Here is a 22,843-nt window from a genome sequence, read left to right on the forward strand (position 1 = left end):
GGTCCCTAGCCCTGCTGCGCCGCCCACTTCTCGACGCGGCGGTTGCTCTCTTCTTCGGAGAGGTCCTCCACGCGGGTCATGATGGACCAGCGGACGCCGAAGGGGTCACGGATGCTCGCGTACCGGTCACCTGAAACGAACGTCGTCAGCGGCTCGCGGATGGTGGCGCCGGCCTCCGAGGCTTTCTGGACAAGTCCGTCCGCGTCACGACAGTAGAGGCCGAGGGAGTAGCAGTCGTCCTCGCCGCCCGGTGCCGGGACCAGGTGGTATTCCGGGGTGGGTTCGCCAAGCTGGAGATGGCCGTTTCCGAAGTCGAGTTCGGCATGGACCACCATTCCGCCCATCTCGGTCTCACCAACCACCCTGGCGCCAAACACGTCCCGGTAGAACGCGATCGCCTCCTTGGCGTTGGGTACGGCGAGGAACGGTGTGAGGCTGGTCAGCCCGTTCGGAATGCCGTGTGTGGTGTGCTGGCCGTGGGCCGCGGTGGTTGATTCTGTGCTTGTAGTATCGGTCATGGTGTTGACGCTACGTGCAGAGGGTGCGGGGGCGCTTGGAGATTCGCGACAGGTTTGATCCGCTTGGGGAAAGGCTCCAATGGAGGGTTCGTTCAAGGGCATCCTGTATCCGGCGCGGCTGCCCACCTTCCACCGGATTCCCGCCCCCGATTCGGTTGCCCACCTCGTGCAGTGGTTCTGGATTCCGGAGTGGGACATCGAAGCCGGCCGGAGCTCACGGCAACACCTCATCGCCTACCCCGCATCCAATCTGGTGGTCCAGCCCGGGGATGTCATCCTTTCCGGACCGACAACCCGGGCGGCCTACCGGGACCTCACCGGGGCCGGCTGGGCTGTGGGCGCGTTGCTTCGCCCGGCGGCAGTGCCCCTGTTCACCAACGATCCCGGCGCCCTCCGGGACAAGGAATTGGCGCTGGCATTGCCCGACTTGCATGCTGCGGTTTCGGCCGCGATGACCACGCCTCCCGACGATGCAACGCACGACGGCGGAGCTCACCGTGAACGGGCAGCAGAGGCCTTTGTTGAGTGGCTGGTTTCCTTGGATCCGGCCTCTTCGAACGTGGCGCTGTCCGAGGAGGCGTTGCTCGCGAACCGGATGATGGAGGTGATGGGTTCGGATCCGGACGTGCTCATGATCGAGGACGCGGCGTCACAGCTGGCGGTTTCTCCACGAACGCTGCAGCGGATCGCGAAGAAGTACATAGGACTCAGCCCCTCCGCCCTCATCAGGCGCCGGAGGCTCCAGGACGCTGCCGAGCGCACCCGGTCCGACCCCACAGCGGACCTGGCGGCGATCGCCGTCGAGCTTGGCTACGCGGATCATGCGCACCTGACGAATGACTTCCAAAAGTATCTGGGCTTCACCCCCAGCAACTACCGGAGGTCTGTTGGTGGAGATCCGGACTAGCCCTTACCGGTTTGCCGTTGTGTTCGGAGTGAAGTAGCTGCACTGCCATTGCTGGGTCCGTATTGCCTGCCGGTTGCTCACCTTGGACCATGGCGGGTAAACCCGGAAGCCGCGCTTACCGCCGGAGCCGTTCACTGACACGATTCCGTGCTCGACCAGCGCGGACAGAGGGAAAGCGAAGTAGCCTGCCCCGGTTCCTTCCCGGACGGTGACCACCAGCAAGTCGGCGCCGTCTTCGGCGGGGAAGGGCTCTGTGGACCCGTCCTGCGCGCGGCGCCAGACGGCGATGAAAAGGCCCACCTTCGTTGGGGTGGGCTTTCCCACGCGGAACCGGATTTGTTTCCGGCCGAGGCGTGCGACGGCGGCGCCATACTCATGATTGTCGGCCTCGGGTACCGGTGTTGAAGGGGACCCGGAGGGTTGGCTGAGGACCCGCAGTGCCTCATTGACGTCGGGATGAAGATCGTGGTCAGGCACACTTTCATCCTACGGCGCCGCCTCAGGCCACGGCCGCGCCGAAATTCAGCCCTGCCGCAACCCCTCACCGTCCAGTACCAGGGTGGCGGAAATGACCCGGCCGCACTGTTCGCCGTAGGGATACCCGCCCTTCGGCGTGAAAGTCAACGTCCGCTCGGGCAGCATGGTCCCCGTGGGGGACGCGCCAGTGACGGTCGCTTCAAGGGGGTTTTCGCTGAGGGCCGGAAGCTCGATGGAGCCCTGCAGCGTCCCGTCCGGGGATGAGGTCGCGGAGCATACGCCGTCCGGTGTGCAGCCTTGGTCGACGGCTGTGGCACCCGGATACAGCACCACGTCCTTTTCCGTGCAGCTGCCATCCTGGCAGGCCTTGAGCCGAAGCGTGCCAACCTGCGCTGCATAGTTTGCCGCCACGGTGAGGGACACGCCGGCGATATGCCCAATGGCCGGGCAGGCCACAGCATCCGGATAGCATCCCGGGAGCAACGCTGCGGTGCCGGCAAGGGTCAATGCCACTGCGATTCTGCCCATGGCTTCAGGGTAGGGCCGGAAACGGTCCGTGTCCCCGGCACCACCAGAAAGGCACCTGCATCGTTACGGGCCGCGGGTTCCCGTTGCCGAACCGATACCGCCCCCTGCCGAACGCTACGCCGGAAGCCGCAAACCGCCGTCGTGCATTTCCGCCAAACCGTCCACCAACAGTCCGTCCAAGGCGCGTTCAAGCTGCTCTGGAGCCGAGTTGAGCCGGTGCAGCGCCGCGAGGGGGATCCCGATGCCGGACGGCGGGAATCCGAGGTCCGCCGGCGCTTGCTCGAACATCTGGCGCGGGACCGGGGTGGCGGCCTCTCGGAGGACGGCCATCACGGCGCCCCGGACTTGTCGGTCGGTGCCGTGCCACGACTGGCCCTTGGGCGTGTACGACGGCGGCGGCTCACCGGCCGCGAGCCAGGCGCAGCTCGAGCGGACGGGACAGTCGGTGCACTTGGGACTGCGGGCGGTGCACACCATGGCACCGAGTTCCATGACGGAGGCGTTCCAACGGACGGACAACTCCTGGTCCTCGGGCAGGAGGGTCTCGGCCAGGCGCATTTCCCCTGCCGTCAAGGCCGGGGCGGGAAGGGCGTTCCCTGAGATGAGCCGGGCGTGGACGCGCCGGATGTTGGTGTCCACCACGGTTTCGCGTCGCCCGAAAGCGAAGGCTGCGACGGCGGCAGCTGTGTAGCTGCCGACGCCCGGCAACCCCAGAAGCTCGGGGTACGTGTCAGGGACGTTGCCGCCGTGCTGCTCGCGAATGGCGACGGCGGCCGCGTGCAGCCGCAGGGCGCGGCGCGGATAACCGAGGCGGCCCCAGTGGCGGACGGCTTCGCCGGAGGGCTCGCTGGCAAGGTGGGCGGGCGTGGGCCAGCGGTCCATCCAGTCGAGCCACACAGGGAGCACCCGCACCACGGGAGTTTGCTGGAGCATGACCTCGCTGACCAGGATTCCCCACGCGCTGCAGTCCGGCTCGCGCCACGGGAGGTCCCTGGCGGCCTGCGTGAACCACTGATCCAAGGCGTCGTGGAGCCCGGCGAGCTGGGTGGTGTCGGGAAGTGTCATACTGCCATCAACTCTAGTGGAATCCAGTCCCATGGCCGACGTCACACAGCCCCGGATTGGCGGCCTGCGGCGTGTAGGTTAGGTGCCCCGAGGTCCACGAGCCTAGCCTAGAACCATGGCCACCAAGGGTAAGCAGCAGTCGACCGCGCGCTCATCAGCGCCGGCGAAGGGTGCTGCCCGTGGCTCATCCGGGACCGCCGGCCGCAGTACCCCGACGAAGAGGCGGCGACCCAGCCCTGCCGTCTACCGCCGTCGTCGGCTGGTTGTTTTTGGCGCGTTGCTGCTGGTCCTCGCGCTCCTGGTGGGAGGCGGGGTTGCCATCAGCGGTGCGCTCGCCGGGAAAGATGAGCCGCAGGCGGTCGCCACGAATGAGCCTTCGCAGATGCCGACGCAGGGAAGCGCACCGTCAGGGTCGCAGTCCCCGTCTGCTTCGCCGACGCCGGTGTGCGACTTCAACCTCATGACCGTTGCCGCGAAAACCGACAAAGCTGCCTATGGCGCGGAGGAGCAGCCGTTGCTCACCATGACCATCACCAACGGTGGCACCGCCCCGTGCGAGGTCAATGTGGGCACCTCACAAATGGAATACCTCGTGATGAGCGGCTCGGACCGGATCTTCTCGTCCAAGGACTGCCAAACCGGCGGCGAAGACCTCATCAAAACCATCCAGCCAGGCAAGAGCGAGACCGCAAACTTCCCGTGGCAGCGCAACCGGACGGTGGAAGGCTGCGGTGCCATCACCGCCAAGCCGGGCGGCGGTGGCGCTTACTACACATTCGAAGCACGGCTGGGAAACAAGTCCAGCCCCAAGGCTGTTTTCCAGCTGAACTAGATTCTTCCAGTTGACCTAAAGGAAGCGGTCCAACAGGCTTGCTTCGGCCATGCGGCTCAAGCCTTCGCGGACTGTGCGGGCGCGCTGGTCGCCGATACCATCCACGGTCATCAGGTCGTCAATGGTGGCGGCCATCAGGTTCTGGAGCCCGCCGAAGTAGTCCACCAAGCGGTCGGCCACTGCCTTGGGCACCGACTTCAGGCCCGAAAGGAGTCGGTAGCCGCGCGGCTGAACCACGGCGTCCAATTGCTCTACCCCGCCGGCGAAACCAATGATGTGCGCGATGCGGCTGAGGTCGATCAGTTCCGTGGGGCCCAGGTTGAGGAGGGCCTGGACCGCTTCCTCGATTTCTTCCGGCGTGGCGTCCGGGTCCGAGTAATCGCGGATGATGACGTCGCTGCCCGGCCCGCGGCCCATGGTCAGTTCCTCTACCTGGAGGGACAGCAGGCGGCCGTCTTCTCCGAGTTCCAGCACGTACTGGGCGATTTCCTCGGAGATGCGGCGAACCATTTCCTGGCGCTGCAGCGTCACGGCGACATCCCTGACGGTGACCAGTGCCTCGATTTCGAGGGCGGAGAGGGAACTGGTGACCTGGTCCAGCCTGGCGCTGTACCTTTCCAAGGTAGCCAGGGCCTGGTTGGCGCGGGCGAGGACCTTTTCGGACCCCTCCAGGACGTGGCGCAAGCCGTTCACGTAGAGCGCGATGATCTGCATCGATTGGCTCACGGAGATCACCGGAACGCCGGTTTGGATGGCCACGCGCTCAGCGGTGCGGTGCCTGGTACCCGATTCCTGGGTTTCGATGCTTGAATCCGGGACCAGTTGGACTGCGGCGCGGACAATGTTGCTGGCGTCCTTGTCACAGATGATGGCGCCGTCCATTTTGGCCAGCTCGCGCAGGCGGGTGGGGGAGAAATCGATGCCGATATCGAACCCACCGGAACAAATGGAGTCGATAGTGCGGTCGTAGCCCAACACGATCAGGGCGCCGGTCCGTCCGCGGAGGATGCGTTCCAAGCCATCGCGCAACGGGGTTCCGGGTGCGACTCTGGCCAGGGTCGCCTTAAGCGACTCTTCCGGGCTCCGGGCCATAGGGTTTCCCTTCGAAGGTGCAAGCCTCGGCTCACAGACAAGCTGAATCCGGCGTCAGTGGGCACTCACAAAAAATGCCCCAATGACGACAAGCACAATGATAGGGCTTCCGGGCACCGTTAACCGCACCAGCAAGCCCCAAAGTGGGTCATTTCGTGATGTTCGGACGCGCCCGCAAAGTGGTTTGGCGGCTGATTGGCGGGAACCCTATTTCCGTCAATCAGCCGCCTCCCGCCTAGTTCCTGCCGCGCCCGAGCCCGGTCAGCAAAGCTCCACCGGCCTCGCGCCACAGCCCGGGGCTTCCCGGTGCAGCAGCGTTTTCCTCCAGGTATTTAATCCAATCGCGGTACTCGGTAATGTCCCGTCCCTCTGCCGCGGCCACAGCGTCGCAGGCAAAACCCACCGCTCTGCTGCCATCGTCCAGCGTGATGGACCCCAGCAGCATGGGTTCCGGCAGCTCGGCCAGGAAGGACCCGAGCGCAGCCTCGGAGAGCAGCCATCTCTCAGCAACGAGCCCGGCTCCGCGCGCCGAACGAACCACTCCGGGCTTGGGCGGCGTGGTCTCCAAAGCCACCATCCGGTACTGCGCCGCGGTGGTCACCGGGCCGTCCCAGAAAGCTCCACGCCCTTCGAGCTCCGCCGCCAGCGGCTGCCCCTTCCGGTGCGCCCCCACGACTACGAGGGGAACGACGGCGGCTCCCGCAGCAACCGGCCAGGGGGCCTTGGGTGCGGAGGACTGAGCGGGTGCTGTCGCCGCGCCCGCCGCGAACAGTTCGGGCAGCTCCGGGGTGAGCTCGATCCGACGCGCAATGTCCGCGGCCACCCCGTCCTCGAAGGTCCGGGCAACCACCGTCAGGCCGAACTGGGAGGTACTGCCTGTTTTATCGCCGCTTGTCTCGGTGACGGTGCCCGCCGGTACGGCAACAGCGCTGAGATCAAAGAGGTTGCAGAAATTGGTATAGGTGCCCATCCGGGAGTTGACCCCCACCGGATCGGCCGCCACCTCGGCCAGCGTCGGATGGAACGGTGCCGTGGGTACAACCAATGCGTCGAATCCGTCCAGGCGCTCCATGGCGCGGCGTTTGAGCTGCTCCAAGGCCGCCGTGTCCGCGACGTACCGGTGTGCCGGGACTTTGCCCGCGGCTTTGATGATGCCGGCGACTGTGGGGTCCAGCGTTGCGGGCACCTCGCCGGACTGGGCTGCACCGTCCGAAGTACCTACCCCGCCCAACGTCGCCGAATCAATAAAGCTGCCGACGGCGGCGTAGCGTTCGGCCACCAATCCGCCGTCGTACAGCAGCCGGGCTGCTTGCAGGAAGACGTCCAGGTCGATGGGTTCCGCCACCACTCCTGTGGACCGCAGCCGCCCGATCTGCGCCTGGAATTCCGACGCCCACCCTGCCGGGAGCGCCGGCAGGGCAGCCGGATAGGCCACCCGCGGGGTGGAAGGTGCCGCAACCTTCACGTCGGTGGGCCAGTTGCGGCCCTGCCCGGCCATGATGCCCATGGCGAGCTCGGCAGTGGCGAGATCGCGGGCGAAGATCGTGGCGGTGTCCCACGAACGGCATGCCGGGACCACACCCTCGGTGGACACCACGCCCAGGGTGGGTTTGATCCCCACGATTCCCTGGAGTGCAGCAGGGATGCGGCCCGAGCCAGCCGTGTCTGTCCCGATGGCAAGGTCCACGAGCCCCAGGGCAACGGCCACTGCGGAACCGGAGCTCGAACCGCCGGAAATGCGCTCAGGTCGCCTCGAATCACGGACGGCACCGTAGGGGCTGCGGGTTCCCACCAATCCTGTAGCGAACTGGTCCAGGTTGGTGGCGCCCAGCACCAAGGCGCCGGCAGTGCGGAGCCGCGAGACCGCCACCGCATCCCGGGTGGCTACATCCCCAAAGCCGGGGCACGCCGCCGTCGTGCCCAGACCGGCAACATCCACGTTGTTCTTCACGGCGAGCAGGAGACCGGCAAGCGGCAGGTTCCCGCCGGCCGCAACGGCGGCGTCAATCCGGCCCGCTTCTGCGAGCAGTTCGTCCCGCCCGCGCAGGTGGATCCAGATTTCGGGACGGTCGACGGCGTCAATCGCCTCGAGCGCCGAAAGTACCCGAGCAACTGTGGTTCCGGTGGGACTGGTCATGATGCGCTTGCCTCCAGGACGAGTGCGGGTGCCCGGACGTCCACTGGCTCCAGGACCACCAGCGCTTCACCAGCCACCACTTGGGCGCCCGCCGCGGGCAGGATCCGTTGGACCACTCCATCCACCGGAGCCTGGATGACCGTCTCCATCTTCATCGCCTCAAGGGAAACCAGCGATTGGCCGGCCACCACCAAGTCTCCGGGTTCCACGTCCACTTTCCACACGCTGGCTGCGAACGGCGACGTCACCAGGGCGCCGCCGTCGGGAACAACAACGTCGTCGGCCGGCGGGGCCAGCGAGACTGCCTGCTCGGCACGATCGAACTCGCCGGCTTCCTCCCAGGCCTGCCGCTCCACGGCGAAAGCCGCCGACTGGGTCTCGCGGAATTCCGCGATGGAGACGCTGTTGCGGTCCAGGAATTCCTCATGTTCTGCAAGTGAGAACGTGCCGTCCTGGATCTCGACGCCATGGCCACGGCCAGCAGCCATGTCGGCGCGGAGGTCCAGGAGCTCCTCGGGACTGACGGGGTACCAGGAAATACGGTCGAAGAACCGGAGCAGCCACGGCGAGCCCGGCTCAAACGGCGCCGAATCCGCGTAGCGCGACCAAACCTGGGTGGTACGTCCCACGAACTGGTATCCACCGGGACCTTCCATGCCGTAAATGCACATGTAGGCTCCGCCGATGCCGACGGCGTTCTCCGGCGTCCAGGTGCGGGCAGGGTTGTACTTGGTGGTCACCAGCCTGTGCCGCGGATCCAACGGTGTTGCCACCGGCGCTCCGAGGTACACATCACCCAGTCCCAGGACGAGGTACTCCGCGTTGAACACCGTATCGAAGACATCGTTGACGGAGTCCAAACCGTTGATGCGGCGGATGAACTCGATGTTCCACGGGCACCACGGGGCGTCGTCGCGGACACCGGCCATGTAGCGCTCGATTGCCTCACGGGTAGCGGGATCGTCCCAGGACAAGGGCAGGCGAACGCTGCGGCTGGGCACCACCAGCTCCGAGCTTGCAGGGAGTGCGGCCTCTATTTCCTGCACCAGGCCCAACAGCTTAGATGTGGGAAGGACGGAGGGATCGGCTTTGATCTGCAGGGAACGGATACCTGGCGTCAGATCCACGATGCCCCGGACGGCGAGACGCTTAAGTTCCTGGTGCAGGGCGTGGACCCTGGCGCGGAGGCCAAGGTCCAGCACCATGTCGCCGTACTCCACCAAAAGGTTGTCGTCACCGGAGCGGCGGTAGGTGACAGCAGGCCGTCCGTCACCTTCGGGCACCCGGCCCAGCACGCCGTCGTCGCCGTCGCCGCGCAGCAACTCGGCCGTGCCTGGTGCGGTGCCGGAAGCCGAGCCGGTGCCGAACCCGCCGGCACCCGGCAGTATCAGTTGCCTCGCGGCGCCAAGTTCCTTCACCGAAGGTGCCTCGACGGAGCGGATCGGCACGAAGCGGACCTTGTCCCCGGGGCGGAGTTGCCCCAGCTTCCAGCGCTCGCCGGCCACCACGGTGACGGGGCAGACGAAACCGCCCAGGCTGGGACCATCCGGGCCCAGCAGGATGGGGGTATCGCCGGTGAAGTCCAAGGCACCCACAGAGTAGGCGGTGTCGTGGATGTTCGAAGGGTGCAGTCCGGCCTCGCCGCCATCATTGCGTGCCCAGCGCGGTTTGGGCCCGATCAGGCGGACGCCGGTGCGGGCGGAGTTGAAGTGGACCTCGTATTCGGCGGCGTAGAGTTCCTCAATGTCTTCGCGTTGGAAGAATTCCGGGGCGCCATGCGGTCCTTCCACCACCTTCAGCTCCCATTCCGTGGTGAGGGCCGGGCGGCTCTCCACGGGAACCGGGCCGGGGACGGTCTCAGGGAGGTGCCCGGTGACGGTGCGGATTACATCGCTGGCCCGCAGGACGCGGCCGCCATGGCCGCCGAACTGGCCCAAGGTGAAGGTTGAAGCACTCCCCAGGTACTGGGGAACATCAAGCCCACCTTCGAACAGGATGTATCCCCTCAGCCCGGATCCGTCCGCCGTGCCGATGTCCAGGAGACCGTTGTCCGGGACGGTGATGGGTTCCCACGCTGGGGCCGGACGGCCGTTGACGGTCACCGTGACGTCCGCTCCGGTGACGCACACTGTGGTGGCGTGGGTGAAGCGGAGCGCCGGTCCGGCCATGGTGAATTCCAGACCGGGTGCGCCCTCAGGATTGCCCAGCGCGGTGTTGCCCAACCGGAACGACAAATCATCCATGGGTCCACTCGGAGGCACTCCGATCTGCCAGAGCCCGGTCCTGCCCGGCCAATCCTGCACGCTGGTCTGGAGTCCCGGCCGTTCAACGGTGATCCGTGGTTCAGGATCGCCCACGGAGTTCAGAGTTCCGGTGGAATGCTCCGCGGCGCGGACCACGTCCATCCCGGCCACGGCGCGCAGCATGCCCAGGTTGGTTTCAATGCCGTCAATGCGGGTTTCCGCCAACGCCGCGGCCAGGGCGTCGAAGGCGGCGTCGCGGGTAGTACCGGACGTGATGACCTTGCCCAGCAGGGGATCGTAACTGGTGGAGACTTCGCTGCCGGTCTCCACCCAGGCGTCAATGCGCACGACGTCGGAGGCCGGGTACTGCGCGTTGGTGACCGTTCCGGCGCTGGGCTGGAAGTTGCGGGCCGGGTCTTCTGCGTAGATACGGGCTTCCACGGCATGACCTGTAACGGGCGCACTGTCCGGCACGCCATCAAGCACCGGCTCATTCCGGGCAAGGTTCAGCATCCACTCCACCAAGTCAACGCCGGTGATGGCTTCGGTGACGGGGTGCTCTACTTGCAGCCGCGCGTTGACTTCCAGGAAGGATGCTTCCTGGCGGACGGGATCGTAGACGAATTCCACTGTTCCTGCAGAGCGATAGCCCACGGAGGCGCAGAGTGCGCGGGAGCTTCGGTGCAGTTCCTCCCGCAGAGCTTCCGGGAGGTCCGGAGCGGGCGCCTCTTCAAGCACTTTCTGGTGGCGGCGTTGCAGCGAGCAATCACGGTCGCCAAGGCTCACCACGCGGCCCGCACCGTCTCCGAACACTTGGACTTCCACGTGGCGGGCATGCTCGATGTAGCGTTCAGCGAAGACTCCGGCTGTTCCAAAGCTGGAGCTGGCCAAACGGGCCACCCGTGAGTAGTTGTCGCGGAGTTCGGCTTCGTCACGGCAAACTGCCATTCCGATTCCGCCGCCACCCCCGGTTGCCTTGAGCATGAGGGGGTAGCCGATGGTTTTCGCTGCTGCGACGGCTTCGTCCAGGTCCTCCAGAAGGCCGGATCCCGCGATCATAGGTACCCCGGCGCGTTGGGCAGCGTCGCGGGCGGTGTGCTTGGTGCCGAAAATCCGGAGCTGTTCGGGAGTGGGCCCCACAAAGACCAAGCCGGCTGCCTCCACGGCTTCCGCGAAGGCTGCGTCCTCGGACAGGAATCCGTAACCGGGATGAATGGCCCCGGCCCCGGTGGCAGCCGCCGCCTTGAGGATGGCGTCAACCTTGAGATACGACTCCTTGGCGGGTGCAGGTCCCAGCAGGACAGCGTCGTCAGCGAGCTTCACATGCTTGGCGCCGCGGTCTGCCTCGGAGAAGACGGCCACGGTGCGCAGCCCCGCCTTGCGTGCTGACTCGATAATCCGGCAGGCGATCTCGCCACGGTTGGCAATGAGCAGGGTGTCGAAGCGGTTCATGCACGGTCCTCCGGACGTGTGACGATCATGCGCACCGGCGTGGGGTTGAAGCCGTTGCAGGGGTTGTTGATCTGGGGGCAGTTGGACACCAGCACCAGCGTGTCCACCTCGGCGCGGAGGGCTACCCGCTTTCCGGGTGCGGACAGCCCGTCCACGATGCCCAGGGCGCCGTCGGGATCCACCGGCACGTTCATGAACCAGTTGATGTTGGACACCAGGTCCTTCTTGCCGAGGTCCCACTTGGCACCTTCAATGAGGAAGTTCTCCACGCACGCATGCTGTTCGTGGGTGTGTTGGCCGTAGCGGAGTGTGTTGGATTCCTGGGAGCAGGCACCGCCGATCGTGTCGTGGACGCCAACCTCGTCCGCCACCACCGTCATCAGTTCCTGGCCGCTGTCGGCGCGGAGAACTGAGCCAGTGGTGAGGAAGATGCTGCCTTGCGTTGCGATGGTCACGGCGGCGGAGTAGCGCATACTGGTGTCCCGTGCCGCGTAGAGAATGCAGTCCACGGCTTGGTTCCCGTCGAGGTCCACAATGGTGAGCACGTCGCCGGCAGCAATCACGGCGGACCAGGGGCCACGGGCTTCCACCAGCTCGTCCACTACGACGCGGCCAGGGACCAGGGCGGGGCTGATTTCTGAGATGGCGTTCATGCGGAGGTCCTTGCGTTGTAGTCGAGTTCTGTGTTGTGGAGGGCCAGACGTCCCTCTGGGCCCAGGTCTACGTTGAGGGTTCCGTTTTTGAGAGCTTCAAGGTCCTGGGGAGCCCGCCACGCGGCGATGTCCACGGCGCTTCCTGCGAATTCCGGACGCGGGTCCAACGGGTGGGCGGTATTGGCCAGTACCAGCACTGTGTCCATGTGGAGGAGGAGTTCGACGGCGGCTCCGGCACCGGCGCTGCCGGCGAACGTGATGCTGCCGTCCCGCTCCACGGTGACGCCTTTGAAGAACGACAACGACGGTGGGAGTTCATTCTGGCTGATGCCATGCTTCATGCCGCCCAAGGTCAGCAGTTCACGGCCCGCCGGTGACTGGCTGTGGGCTGATCCGGCACCGTACTTGGCAGTGTTTCCGACCAGGTGGGTGGTGCCGGTGAGGGCATCATGCTTACCTGAGGAATCGGCCACGACGGTGGCCATCAGCCGGCCGGCGTCGGACAGCAGGGGATGGCCTGTAGTGATGTACGCCTGCCAGGGGACCTTGACCGTATCAGCTACGTTGAGCCGCTCGTGTTGGGCGCCGCTCCGGATGAGGACAGCGTGAACGCAGGCATCGCCGTCGAGGTCTGTGATCCTGATGCGCGTCCCGCGGGCCAGTTCCAGATGGGTGTAGCGGCCAAAGGCAAGTGTTTCCGCCCACGTCAGGGAGTCCTTTGCCTCCGCCGGGAGGACCTCGGTCAAACGTGGCGGGCCCGAAGCCGGGGGGACGTGGATCATGGTCTCGGCCGTGCGCCCGTGCTGGGCCCGTGCGTGCAGCTTGGCGCCGGTAGTCGTGGCGGTTCCGTTGTCAGAAGTGCGTGTTTCAAGAGTCTGGGTCATGGCTGTCTTTTCTGTGCTTGGGTGTTTGGCGGGGTCAGCCGGCGTTGACGGATTCTGCGGCGATTGCGGCCTTGTTTTCCCGGACCCGGATGTTCCGCCGGACCCAGAGGCCCAGGAGCAGGACGGCGCCCACCATGATGGGGGCGGAGAAGAGCAGGATCCCGTGTTCGCCGGAGGGGTCGTACACCTCGGGGCGGGGCCAGGAGAGGTTGATGACCATCAGGGCGCCGTAGAGTACGGCCAGGATGTTGACTGGCAAGCCCCACCCGCCCAGTGAGAAGAGTCCGGCCGGCATGGTCTGGCCCACCCGGTCCCAGTCACCACGGAAGCGGCTGAGCAGTTGCGGGACAGTGACCATCAGGTACGCCAGGTACACCATCACGATGCACACGCTGCAGAGGGTTGTGAAGAGCGCGGAGTTGCCGATGTTGATGGCGAGGATGCCCACAGCCAGGGCGCCGATCGCGATGGAGGGCCACATGGGGGTCCCGCGCTTGGGATGGACCTTCGCTAGCCGGGCAGCGGCTGGCAGTTTGCCGTCGCGGGCCATGGAGAACACGAGGCGTGAACCGGCGGTTTGGATGGCCAGGGTGCAGACAAAGATGGCGATTGCCACGTCCACCAGCAGCACCTTGCCCCAGAACGTACCCAACACGGCCGTTAGCACGTAGGGGAGTCCCTCGGTGGCGAGCCTGCCGTCGTCGAGGCTTGGCGCTGCCATCAGTGCCGCGATAATCATGAGTCCGCCGCCAACGCCCGAGATGATCAGCGCCGAGAGGATGGTGCGCGGTGCGGTCTTGCGGGGGTTCTTGGTTTCCTCCGAGAGTTCGCCGGCGGAGTTGAAGCCGACCATCACATACGCGGCCATCAAACCAGAGACCAGGAAGGCACCTACGGCACCAAGGTCCGAGGTAGTGACCACACTGACGTCCGCTACCACCTCCGGGCCGCGCTGCGCGGCTGAGAACAGCGCAAGGATTACTGCGGCGACGCCCACAATTTCACAGGTGACGCCGATGGAGTTCACATGGGACATGAGCTTCACGCCAAGGCAGTTGATCACAGTGGTGATCACCAGGAGGACGGCACCGAGGATTACTGCATTGGCTGCGCCTGTGGGAGATGTCAGCGTGGGGTCGCCTCCCACCAGCTGGAATCCGACCCACAGCTGGGGGAGTACCACTTGGAGCGCAATGGCTGCTGCGGCAGCAGTGATGACCTGGGCGATGGACATGAACCAGCCGGCGAACCAGCCCACCACTTCGCCGCCCATACGGCGCGACCACTGGTAGACAGCACCGGACAACGGGTATCTGGCGGCGAGTTCAGCGAAGTTCAGGGCTACCAGAAGTTGGCCGACCAGGACCACGGGCCACGTCCAAAAGAAGGCCGGGCCGGCAAAGGAGTAGCCGAAGGCGAAGAGCTGGAAGATGGTGGTGAGGATGGAGACGAATGAAAAACCTGCGGCGAACGACGCGTAGCGGCCCAGCTTGCGGTGCAGCGTGGGCTGGTAGCCAAGTGCTGTCAGGTCTGCATCGTCGGTGCGGTGGGTCGCCGTCGAAAGGGTTGAAGTCATCGGGTTTCTCCGTGTCTGGAACGGGATATGGGACCAGTTCGGAGAGGTTTTTGACTGCCTGTCCGTCAATATCGGTCACTTGATAGTTTTCCAGCGGGGTGTCCCCATGGCGTTTCGGCAATGTAAAGCCTTGGTTACCGCTCGTTTCAACCGTGTTAAGGAAATCTCACCGTTCCGGCAGCACGTCGTGAACAGGCTCTTTGGTGTTGCGGCGATGCAAGAATGAGGTGTGACTACAACCGGACCGGGACGCCCCCGCAAGCAGCAAGCGGTACGCCCGGGAGCCACTGCACGCGATGAAATCCTGGATGCCGCAGCCGAACTCTTTACCAGCCAAGGATTCGCCAATACGTCCACACGGGCCATTGCCGACGCCGTCGGAATCCGGCAATCGTCGCTGTATCACCACTTCTCCACCAAGGACGAGATCCTGGGCGAACTCCTCGGCGGGACAGTGTCCACCAGCCTTCACTTCGCGCGTGCAATTCATCAGCACTCGGCTAACGCTGCGTCGGCTGCGGCACGACTGCACGCAGTGGTCCTGTTCGACGGCTTGCAGCTCTGCACTTCCCGCTGGAACCTCGGGGTGCTCTATCACCTGCCGGAAGCCAGGGCGGAAGTCTTCCAGCCATTCATGGCAGCACGGCAGGAACTCCGGTCCATTTACGGAGACTTGGGACGGGAGCTGATGGCGGTCTCCGACGCAGACCCGGGCCTGGGCGACACCGCTTTTCGGCTGGTCGAGTCACTGATCAACCTCCGCGCGGACGGGCTGATCGCAACGGACTCGGCGTCCACTACGGCCGATACGGTGATGATCCTGGCCGGCCTCAGGCAAAAGATTCAGGCGGTGAGGGATGCCAGCAGCGAACTCATCAGCCGGTATGGCGAGGCAAACCGTCGTGGAGAAGCCTCTGAGCCGGCGCTCGCAGCGGAAAGTGCCTAGTAATCCACCTGGCGCTTGAGTTTGTTACCCAGCCATAGCATCGCCAGGCTCACCACCAGGAAGCCAACGGATATGGCGAGTGCGAACACCACCACGCCGCCCCAACCGCCGGCCCGGGCCGGGTCAATGAACCAGTAGGGGTACCAGTTCACCAAAGCGCCACGGACCAGGCTGTAGACCAGGTAGCCAATGGGGTAGAGCAGCCAGAACCAAACGTGCCGGAGTTGCAGCGTTGCCCGCGGAGGCTGGAAGAGCCAGTCCGCCACCATCACCACGGGCATCAGGTAGTGGACCACGAAGTTGACCCAGGGCAACAATGAGCCGAGGTCCTCGCCGGCGAGCAAGGCGCCGAACACCAGGCCCACCACGGCCATGGCAATGGTGGCCGTGCCACGCGTGACGTCGTCGGCTTCTGTAGGTCGCTTCCGTATCAGCACCCGATAGCCGCTGATGAGCAGCACCAGAGCGGCGAAGATGTTGGACAGGTTGGTGAAGTAGCTGAAGAAGTTCCACAGGTCATAGCCCATTCCCAGATGAACCGTCAGCTGTGTTCCTACCGCCACCAACGTCAAAAGCCCAAAGAAAAAGCGTCCCCCGATAAGCACATTCCGTTTGGTCATGCCTCTCATCCTCGCTGACTGCACCCCCCGAACAGCCCCGACACCCCGGCAGTATTATGTGATCAGCAATTCCATTGCCTCAGCCAAGTGGCCCACTTCGCGTACCGAGAAGCCGTCCGGGATAACACCGGCACCTGCAGGGCTGGCAGGAACAATGGCGTGCGTGAAACCGAGCCGGTGTGCCTCCTGGATTCGCTGGTTGATTCCGGGAACTGGCCGGACTTCACCGGCGAGGCCAACCTCGCCGAAGGCAATCAGCCGCTGGGGGAGTGCCTTCCGGGACTTGGCGGACGCGACAGCCAAAGCGACGGCCAGGTCCGTTGCCGGCTCTGTGAGCTTCACGCCGCCCACGGTCGCCACATAGGAATCGTCCTTGTGAAGCATGCAGCCGGCCCGTTGCTGAAGAACTGCCAGCAGCATGGCGACCCTGGAACTTTCCAAGCCGCTGGTTGCCCGGCGCGGTTGGGAATTGGGGCTCTCGGCAAGGAGCGACTGGACCTCAGCAAGCAGCGGCCTGCGTCCCTCCATGGTCACCGTGATGCACGTTCCGGAAACGGGCTCCCGGGTCCGCGAAACAAACAGACCGCTGGGATCAGCCAACCCCTCGATGCCCGTCTCGTTGAGGTCGAAGCATCCGACGTCGTCCGTGGCGCCATAACGGTTCTTGACAGCCCTCAGCAGGCGCAGGCGGGAGTGGCGCTCGCCTTCGAACTGGCACACGACGTCCACCAGGTGTTCCAGCAGCCGCGGTCCGGCGATGGTGCCCTCCTTGGTCACATGGCCCACCAACAGTGTGGTCATGTTGCGCCGTTTGGCTGCGGCAATGATCGATGCGGCGACCTCGCGCACCTGCGAAACACCGCCGGCACTGCCTTCGACGTCGGCACTGCTCAGGGTCTGCACTGAGTCCACAATCAGCAGTTTGGGCTCCAGCTTTTCCACTTGCCCAAGGGCCTGTCCGAGGTCGGTTTCCGCGGAAAGATAAAGGGTGTGGGCGACGGCGTCGATCCGCTCGGCGCGCAGCTTCACCTGCGCAGCGGACTCTTCACCGGTGATGTACAGGACGTCCTGGCCGGTTCGGGCGAACTTCGCGGCCACGTCCAGCAGGAGGGTGGACTTTCCGACGCCGGGTTCCCCCGCGAGCAGGATGACCGCGCCTGGGACGAGCCCTCCGCCGAGGACGCGGTCCAGTTCATCCACGCCTGTGGGCAGGAATGCTGCCGTGGTCCCATCCACCTCAGCGATACGGCGGGCCGGCTCCAGGACTGTTGCCGCCGCCGTCGTGCGCGCTACGGTGGCGCCGTATTCCTCAACGGTTCCCCACGCCTGGCATTCGCCACAGCGGCCCACCCACTTGATGGCGGTCCAGCCGCATTCGGCACACTTGTAGGCGGGTGTTTTGGATGCGCGGGTCGTCTTGGAAGCCATGGGTTCAAGCGTAGTGGCGGGGACTGACAGTATTAGCCGCGCCGTCCGCCGTGCCGGGCTGCGTCCACAAACACCGCAATGCCCGTCACGCCAAGCGCGAGCCCAAGAGAAGCGACCACATCCGTGAGCCAGTGATACCCGAGGTAGATCCGGCTGCAGGCAACCAGCAGCGTCAGCAGGGCGGCACCGGTGAAGGCGAGGACCCCCGTCATGCGTGAGCCGGAGCGCGAGACCACCAGGTAGGTGAGGACAAGCGCGAAGATCCCGGCGCCCAGGGTGTGGCCGGAGGGGAAGGACAGTGCGTCGTCAGGGCCCAGCAGGACATCGGACGACGGCGGTCCGGAGCGCCCCACGTCCTGTCTCACCACCGCGAACAGGATGATGGCAAGTACCATGGCGCCCAGGAGGACGGCCGGCCGCCAGAGTTCTCTTTTCCATACCGTCCATGTCACCGCCACCACCACGCCAATGATGGTGATCCACAAGGGTGAGGTCACGGTGGTTACTGCCATCAGGAGCGCAGTAAGCAAGGGGTTGCGCGAATCAACCATGAAGCTGTGGACCGCACCATCCAACGTGGCAAGCCCGGTCCCGGACAGCACTGCGGCGAACATGAGCCAGAAGACGGCGTCCCCGGCCACCAGCAAAATGCCTGCCCACAGGAACAGGGGCCGCTGCCGAAGCTTGAGCGCCGGTGCAGCCTGGAAACGCGTGGAAAAGGCGGGGGTCATTGGTTCATTCTGCCAAACAGGTCTGGGGCTTCTCTGCGAGGCTACAGCGCCGGGAGCACCGCGCGGGCCTCGTCCGGTTCCATCCCGCTGGCTTCCAGGAGGTCCACCATGAGTGGACGGAACAGCATCACTACGGTTTCGCCCTCAAGCCGCTGGACATCAAGCATCTTGGGGTGCAGCCGCGCTGCAATGTCCGAGAGGTCATTCCGGGCCCGGCGCAAATGAACGCGGCGTGTCCCTTCGCTTTGCTCGGACAACCCGATGGTCATCTCGTCGATCGCCGCAGCCGTTTCCTGCAGGACCTCGGAGATGCTGTCGATCGCTTCATCGGACAATGCAGCGTGGTTGATGGCGCTGGTGAGGCGCCGCGCAAACACCCGGCTGTTGCGTAGTGCGAGGTCGATGTACTCCAGGGAATGTTCCAGGCCGGCCAGTTCATCGCGATGCCTTCGGTGCGCGGGAGCCAGTGTGGCCACCTCGCCCGAGGCGCGCAGCGTCTGCCGCATCCGGTCCACCAACGGCTGGCAGTTGCGGCCACGGATCAGGGCGTGCCAGGCGATCGTGGAGTCGCTTTCAACCATCGCTTTCCCGCACTCACGCAGCACTTCGGCGAGCTCGTGCAGGATCTTCTGGACGTCCTTCCGGGGCTCGCGGCGCGGATCCTTCGGCACCAGGATGGTTACCAGCAGCGCGAACACGCCACCGACCACGGCATCCAGGCTGCGCGTAAAGGGCCCGCCGGCAGGCGCCGGCAGCAGCACCACCAGCAACGACTGCAGGCCCAGTTGGGTGGTGAAAATAGTGCCGCTGTCCAGGAATCTGGCCAGCAGGATGGAGAAAAGAAGCACGACGGCGGCCTGCCAGATCCCGGCGCCCAGCCAGTGAAGCAGCAGGTCACCCACCACGATGCCGAGTGTGCACCCCAGCCCCACTTCGATCACCCGGCGCAGGCGCGGATCACGGGAGAAGCCAAGGGCAATCAGGGAAGACGTAGCCGCAAACAACGGGCCTTGGTGGCCCAGGACGTACTCGGCGAAAGCGTAGGCGCCCACCGCGCACACGGTCATCTGGATGGCCGGCGTCAACGAATTCCGGCTGCGGACCAAACCTGTACGGACTCTGGCACGCAGGAACCTCTTGCTTGCGGAAAATCCCTTCGCGGCGGCCATGTCGTCCAGTCTATTTGCCCGGCTCAGGTTCCGGCGAAGGCACCAACACAACCCGGGTGCCGCTCAAGGTGGCGCGCGCCACATTACCCAATGGTCCGCCGTCGTTCACTTTCTGTTCACCTTCTACCGCAGGTCCCGTTACCTGCGCTCCTTACCTTCAGTAAAGGAACAAAAGGTCCTCAGCTCGCGCACGCCGAAATCTCCGTTCGGCCCGCATCGAAGAATCCCTGGAAGGGGCACATCCAAGTGAAGGCAACTCACTTCGGCCGCAACGCGGCAATCGCGGTCATCGCAGCCGGCGCTCTCGCGCTCACTGCTTGCGGTTCAGACAACGCAACGGGCACCACTGGCGGCACCCAGTCGGCAGCCTCAGGCACCAAGGTCACCGGCACCCTGACCGGCATCGGCGCCTCCTCCACCGGCGCAGCCATGGACGCCTGGAAAGCCGGTTTCTCCGCCGCCAACTCCGGCGCTTCGGTCCAGTACTCCCCGGACGGTTCCGGCGCAGGCCGCAAGGCCATCATCGACGGCTCAGCACAGTTCGCCGGCTCGGACGCCTACCTGAAGGACGAAGAGCTCGAAAGCTCCAAGGCCAAGTGCGGCCCCGACGGCGCCATCAACATCCCGGTGTACATCTCCCCGATCGCCGTCGCCTTCAACATCCCGGACGTCAAGGAACTGAAGCTCGACGCCGCAACGGTCGCCAAGATCTTCCGCGGCGAAATCGCCAACTGGAACGACCCCGCAATCGCCGCCCTCAACGAAGGCGTCACCCTCCCGGACCTCAAGGTCACCCCGGTGAACCGCTCTGACGACTCCGGCACCACCACCAACTTCACCGACTACCTCGCAGCTGCAGCTCCCGAGGTCTGGACGGACAAGGCTGCCGGCGTCTGGCCCGCTACCCTGGCCGGCGAAAATGCCAAGGGCACCTCCGGCGTCGTCAAGACCGTTACCGACACCCCGGGTGCCGTAACCTACGCAGATGACTCCGCTGTCTCCGGCAAGCTCGGTACCGCGTCCATCAAGGTGGGCGACGAGTTCGTCAAGATCTCCGCTGACGCTGCAGCCAAGGCCGTCGAAGCCGGCAAGGCCGTTGACGGCCGCGCTGCCAACGACGTCGCCATCAAGCTGGACCGCAAGACCACCGCATCGGGCGCTTACCCCGTAGTCCTCGTTTCGTACCACGTCGTGTGCACGACCTACGAAACTGCTGCTGTCGCTGACCTGGTCAAGGCCTTCGAAAGCTACGTCGTTTCCGACGAAGGGCAGAAGACCGCAGCCGACGCCGCAAAGTCCGCGCCGCTCTCCAAAACGCTGCAGGAGAAGGCAACGGCCGCTATCGAAACCATCAAGGCCAAGTCCTAGGTTTCGCCGGCGGGTTTGCTGAACCCGGCTGAACATTGAAGTTCCCTGTCCCGCACTCCGGTGGCCACCGCGGCACCGGACCGGGGCAGGGAACTTAGCCATGTAAGACCAGTTCACTGAGACTGAAGGATCGTGAAGTGACCACCAACTCCCTGACAACCTCCCAGGGCGCAGGACGCGCCGGGGACAAGGTTTTCTCCGGGGCCGCCATGGCCGCAGGGTGCCTGATTCTCGCGGTTCTCTTCGGAGTCGCGTTGTTCCTTGTGGTGCAGGCAATCCCTGCGCTCACCGCCCCGGCTGAAGACATCCAAGGCGGCAAAGGCTTCTTCGCCTACATCGCGCCGATCGTGGTGGGCACCCTCATTGCCGCAGTCATAGCACTCGTCATCGCCACCCCGGTGGCCATCGGTGTGGCACTGTTCATTTCGCACTACGCCCCGCGCCGGCTCGCTTCCGGGCTGGGCTACGTCGTGGACCTGCTCGCCGCCATTCCTTCCGTGGTCTACGGTGCCTGGGGTGCGGCCTTCCTGGCCAAGGAAATCTCGCCTGCCTACGACTGGCTGGCCACCTACCTCGGCTGGATCCCCATCTTTGAGGGCCCGGCGTCGGCCACTGGCAAGACCATCCTGACTGCAGGCATCGTCCTGTCCGTCATGGTCCTGCCGATCATCACCTCCCTGTCCCGCGAAATCTTCCTGCAGACCCCCAAGCTGCACGAGGAAGCAGCGTTGGCATTGGGAGCCACCCGCTGGGAAATGATCAAGATGGCCGTGCTGCCTTTCGGCCGTCCGGGCATCATCAGCGCCATCATGCTGGGCCTGGGCCGTGCGCTCGGTGAGACCATGGCCGTTGCCCTGGTGCTTTCCTCCGGCGTCCTGACTGCCAGCCTTATCCAGTCCGGCAACCAGACCATCGCCGCGGAAATCGCCCTGAACTTCCCCGAAGCCAGTGGCCTCAAGGTCAACACGTTGATCGCTGCCGGCCTGGTGCTGTTCGTCATCACCCTTGGCGTGAACATGATCGCCCGCTGGATCATCAGCCGGCACAAAGAATTCTCGGGAGCCAACTAAATGACCGCCACAGTAGTCCGCAAGCGCTCCGCGCTCACCAAGGGCCAGTTGCCCAAGTTCGCGCCCTACATTGTCCTGGCCGTCGCCTTGATCGTGGGTGCGGCAATCCTGGCGCTCATCGGCTTCAACGCCTTCGGCTGGGGCATCGTCTCCGCCATCCTGTTCGCCGTTGGCCTGGTTTCCTGGAGCGGCGTTGTCGAGGGCGCCCGCAAAGCCAAGGACAAGCTCGCCACCTGCCTGGTGGTAGGCGCATTCCTGATCGCCCTCCTGCCGCTGATCTCGGTGATCTTCACCGTACTGATCAACGGCATCCCCGGCCTCATCACCCCCGGCTTCCTCGGAACGTCCATGAACGGCGTCACGGGCGCGTTCGATAACAAGGCCGTAGAGGAAGGTGCCCCGGTTCTCGGCGGTATCTACCACGCACTGCTGGGCACCCTCCAGATCACGCTCCTTGCCACGGTGATCAGCGTGCCGGTGGGCCTGCTCACCTCGATCTACCTGGTGGAATACGGCAACGACCGTCCGCTGGCCCGCGCCATCACGTTCTTCGTGGACGTCATGACCGGCATCCCGTCGATCGTGGCAGGCCTGTTCGCGGCAGCGTTCTTCTTCGCCATTGTGGGCCCCGGCACCAAAACCGGTGCGGTAGCCGCCGTCGCGCTTTCCGTGCTGATGATCCCGGTAGTGGTCCGGTCCAGCGAGGAAATGCTCAAGATCGTCCCCAACGAGCTCCGCGAAGCCTCGTACGCGCTGGGCGTCCGCAAGTGGCGCACCATCACCAAGGTGGTCATCCCGACGGCGATCTCCGGCATCGCGTCCGGCGTCACCTTGGCGATCGCCCGGGTTATCGGCGAAACCGCACCCATCCTGGTGACCGCAGGTTTCGCCACCACCATCAACAACAACGTGTTCGGTGGCTGGATGGCCTCTCTGCCCACGTTCATTTACACGCAGATCCTCAACCCGACGTCGCCGTCCAACCCTGAACCTTCGGATCAGAGGGCCTGGGGCGCCGCGCTGGTGCTGATCATCCTGGTGATGCTCCTGAACCTCGGAGCACGCCTCATAGCCCGTCTGTTCGCACCCAAAACGGGACGCTAGCCGGGCCTGCCGCCGGTTACGTACGGCGGAACCTTCAAACTTC

General features: G+C 65.0%; 20 protein-coding genes. 6 read left to right on the forward strand and 14 right to left on the reverse strand.

Annotated features, from left to right (window positions below):
• Positions 1-5: 5 nt before the first annotated feature.
• Positions 6-518 (reverse strand): VOC family protein, encoded by a 513-nt coding sequence (locus QF015_RS20155; protein ID WP_310203943.1) that lies wholly within the window; start codon positions 516-518, stop codon positions 6-8.
• Positions 519-597: 79 nt separating this feature from the next.
• Here QF015_RS20155 and QF015_RS20160 point away from each other — a divergent pair, with 79 nt between their 5' ends.
• A complete protein-coding gene (locus QF015_RS20160) occupies positions 598-1,425 on the forward strand; it encodes a helix-turn-helix domain-containing protein (RefSeq protein WP_429390544.1) in 828 nt (275 codons plus the stop codon).
• A gap of 3 nt (positions 1,426-1,428) precedes the next feature.
• On the opposite strand, the gene QF015_RS20165 is transcribed toward QF015_RS20160, so the two are convergent.
• The 3 genes from QF015_RS20165 to QF015_RS20175 all read right to left on the reverse strand — a co-directional run bounded on the left by QF015_RS20165 (position 1,429) and on the right by QF015_RS20175 (position 3,495).
• Positions 1,429-1,902: a MepB family protein gene (locus tag QF015_RS20165; protein WP_310203937.1), complete on the reverse strand. Its 474-nt coding sequence runs from the start codon at positions 1,900-1,902 to the stop codon at positions 1,429-1,431.
• A gap of 45 nt (positions 1,903-1,947) precedes the next feature.
• The gene (locus QF015_RS20170) at positions 1,948-2,430 is read right to left on the reverse strand and encodes a hypothetical protein (protein ID WP_429390545.1); all 483 of its coding nucleotides are present in this window, start codon (positions 2,428-2,430) and stop codon (positions 1,948-1,950) included.
• Positions 2,431-2,544: 114 nt separating this feature from the next.
• On the reverse strand, positions 2,545-3,495 hold the full coding sequence (locus tag QF015_RS20175; protein ID WP_429390546.1) for an A/G-specific adenine glycosylase: 951 nt from the start codon (positions 3,493-3,495) through the stop codon (positions 2,545-2,547).
• Positions 3,496-3,610: 115 nt separating this feature from the next.
• Between QF015_RS20175 and QF015_RS20180 the strand changes: the two genes are divergently transcribed.
• On the forward strand, positions 3,611-4,327 hold the full coding sequence (locus QF015_RS20180; protein ID WP_310203930.1) for a hypothetical protein: 717 nt from the start codon (positions 3,611-3,613) through the stop codon (positions 4,325-4,327).
• Between the two features lie 15 nt (positions 4,328-4,342).
• Here the strand turns inward: QF015_RS20180 and disA are convergent, their stop codons facing one another.
• From disA to QF015_RS20210, 6 genes are all read right to left on the reverse strand, one after another.
• Positions 4,343-5,419: a DNA integrity scanning diadenylate cyclase DisA gene (disA, locus tag QF015_RS20185; RefSeq protein ID WP_024819020.1), complete on the reverse strand. Its 1,077-nt coding sequence runs from the start codon at positions 5,417-5,419 to the stop codon at positions 4,343-4,345.
• 235 nt (positions 5,420-5,654) lie between these two features.
• On the reverse strand, positions 5,655-7,556 hold the full coding sequence (gene atzF / locus QF015_RS20190; RefSeq protein ID WP_429390547.1) for an allophanate hydrolase: 1,902 nt from the start codon (positions 7,554-7,556) through the stop codon (positions 5,655-5,657).
• Positions 7,553-11,251, reverse strand: coding sequence for an urea carboxylase (gene uca / locus QF015_RS20195; protein WP_429390548.1), 3,699 nt, complete (start codon positions 11,249-11,251; stop codon positions 7,553-7,555). The genes atzF and uca overlap by 4 nt, the downstream gene beginning before the upstream one ends.
• Positions 11,248-11,904: an urea amidolyase associated protein UAAP2 gene (locus tag QF015_RS20200; protein WP_429390549.1), complete on the reverse strand. Its 657-nt coding sequence runs from the start codon at positions 11,902-11,904 to the stop codon at positions 11,248-11,250. Before QF015_RS20200 ends, uca begins: the two co-directional genes overlap by 4 nt.
• Positions 11,901-12,788, reverse strand: a complete 888-nt coding sequence (locus tag QF015_RS20205) for an urea amidolyase associated protein UAAP1 (RefSeq protein ID WP_429390550.1) — start codon at positions 12,786-12,788, stop codon at positions 11,901-11,903. The genes QF015_RS20200 and QF015_RS20205 overlap by 4 nt, the downstream gene beginning before the upstream one ends.
• A gap of 34 nt (positions 12,789-12,822) precedes the next feature.
• A complete protein-coding gene (locus QF015_RS20210) occupies positions 12,823-14,364 on the reverse strand; it encodes an amino acid permease (RefSeq protein ID WP_310203916.1) in 1,542 nt (513 codons plus the stop codon).
• 229 nt (positions 14,365-14,593) lie between these two features.
• Here QF015_RS20210 and QF015_RS20215 point away from each other — a divergent pair, with 229 nt between their 5' ends.
• Positions 14,594-15,310: a TetR/AcrR family transcriptional regulator gene (locus QF015_RS20215; RefSeq protein ID WP_429390551.1), complete on the forward strand. Its 717-nt coding sequence runs from the start codon at positions 14,594-14,596 to the stop codon at positions 15,308-15,310.
• On the opposite strand, the gene QF015_RS20220 is transcribed toward QF015_RS20215, so the two are convergent.
• The 4 genes from QF015_RS20220 to QF015_RS20235 are packed head-to-tail and all read right to left on the reverse strand — an operon-like array spanning position 15,307 to position 19,258.
• A complete protein-coding gene (locus QF015_RS20220) occupies positions 15,307-15,930 on the reverse strand; it encodes a Pr6Pr family membrane protein (RefSeq protein ID WP_429390552.1) in 624 nt (207 codons plus the stop codon). The two genes, QF015_RS20215 and QF015_RS20220, sit on opposite strands and share 4 nt — an antisense overlap.
• 54 nt (positions 15,931-15,984) lie before the next feature.
• Positions 15,985-17,358: a DNA repair protein RadA gene (radA, locus tag QF015_RS20225; protein ID WP_429390553.1), complete on the reverse strand. Its 1,374-nt coding sequence runs from the start codon at positions 17,356-17,358 to the stop codon at positions 15,985-15,987.
• 32 nt (positions 17,359-17,390) lie between these two features.
• Positions 17,391-18,089, reverse strand: coding sequence for a phosphatase PAP2 family protein (locus QF015_RS20230; RefSeq protein ID WP_429390554.1), 699 nt, complete (start codon positions 18,087-18,089; stop codon positions 17,391-17,393).
• Positions 18,090-18,130: 41 nt separating this feature from the next.
• Positions 18,131-19,258, reverse strand: coding sequence for an FUSC family protein (locus tag QF015_RS20235; RefSeq protein ID WP_310203899.1), 1,128 nt, complete (start codon positions 19,256-19,258; stop codon positions 18,131-18,133).
• Between the two features lie 246 nt (positions 19,259-19,504).
• On the opposite strand from QF015_RS20235, the gene pstS reads away from it, so the two are divergent.
• The 3 genes from pstS to pstA all read left to right on the forward strand — a co-directional run bounded on the left by pstS (position 19,505) and on the right by pstA (position 22,800).
• Positions 19,505-20,626, forward strand: a complete 1,122-nt coding sequence (gene pstS, locus QF015_RS20240) for a phosphate ABC transporter substrate-binding protein PstS (RefSeq protein ID WP_310203896.1) — start codon at positions 19,505-19,507, stop codon at positions 20,624-20,626.
• A 137-nt stretch (positions 20,627-20,763) separates the two neighbouring features.
• Complete coding sequence (gene pstC, locus QF015_RS20245; RefSeq protein WP_310203893.1) at positions 20,764-21,696, forward strand: phosphate ABC transporter permease subunit PstC; 933 nt, start codon at positions 20,764-20,766, stop codon at positions 21,694-21,696.
• The gene (gene pstA, locus QF015_RS20250) at positions 21,697-22,800 is read left to right on the forward strand and encodes a phosphate ABC transporter permease PstA (RefSeq protein ID WP_310203890.1); all 1,104 of its coding nucleotides are present in this window, start codon (positions 21,697-21,699) and stop codon (positions 22,798-22,800) included. It abuts the gene before it with no gap.
• Positions 22,801-22,843: the final 43 nt, after the last annotated feature.

The sequence above is a fragment of the Paenarthrobacter sp. TE4293 genome (assembly GCF_050435325.1).
GTDB lineage: Bacteria > Actinomycetota > Actinomycetes > Actinomycetales > Micrococcaceae > Arthrobacter > Arthrobacter nitroguajacolicus_C.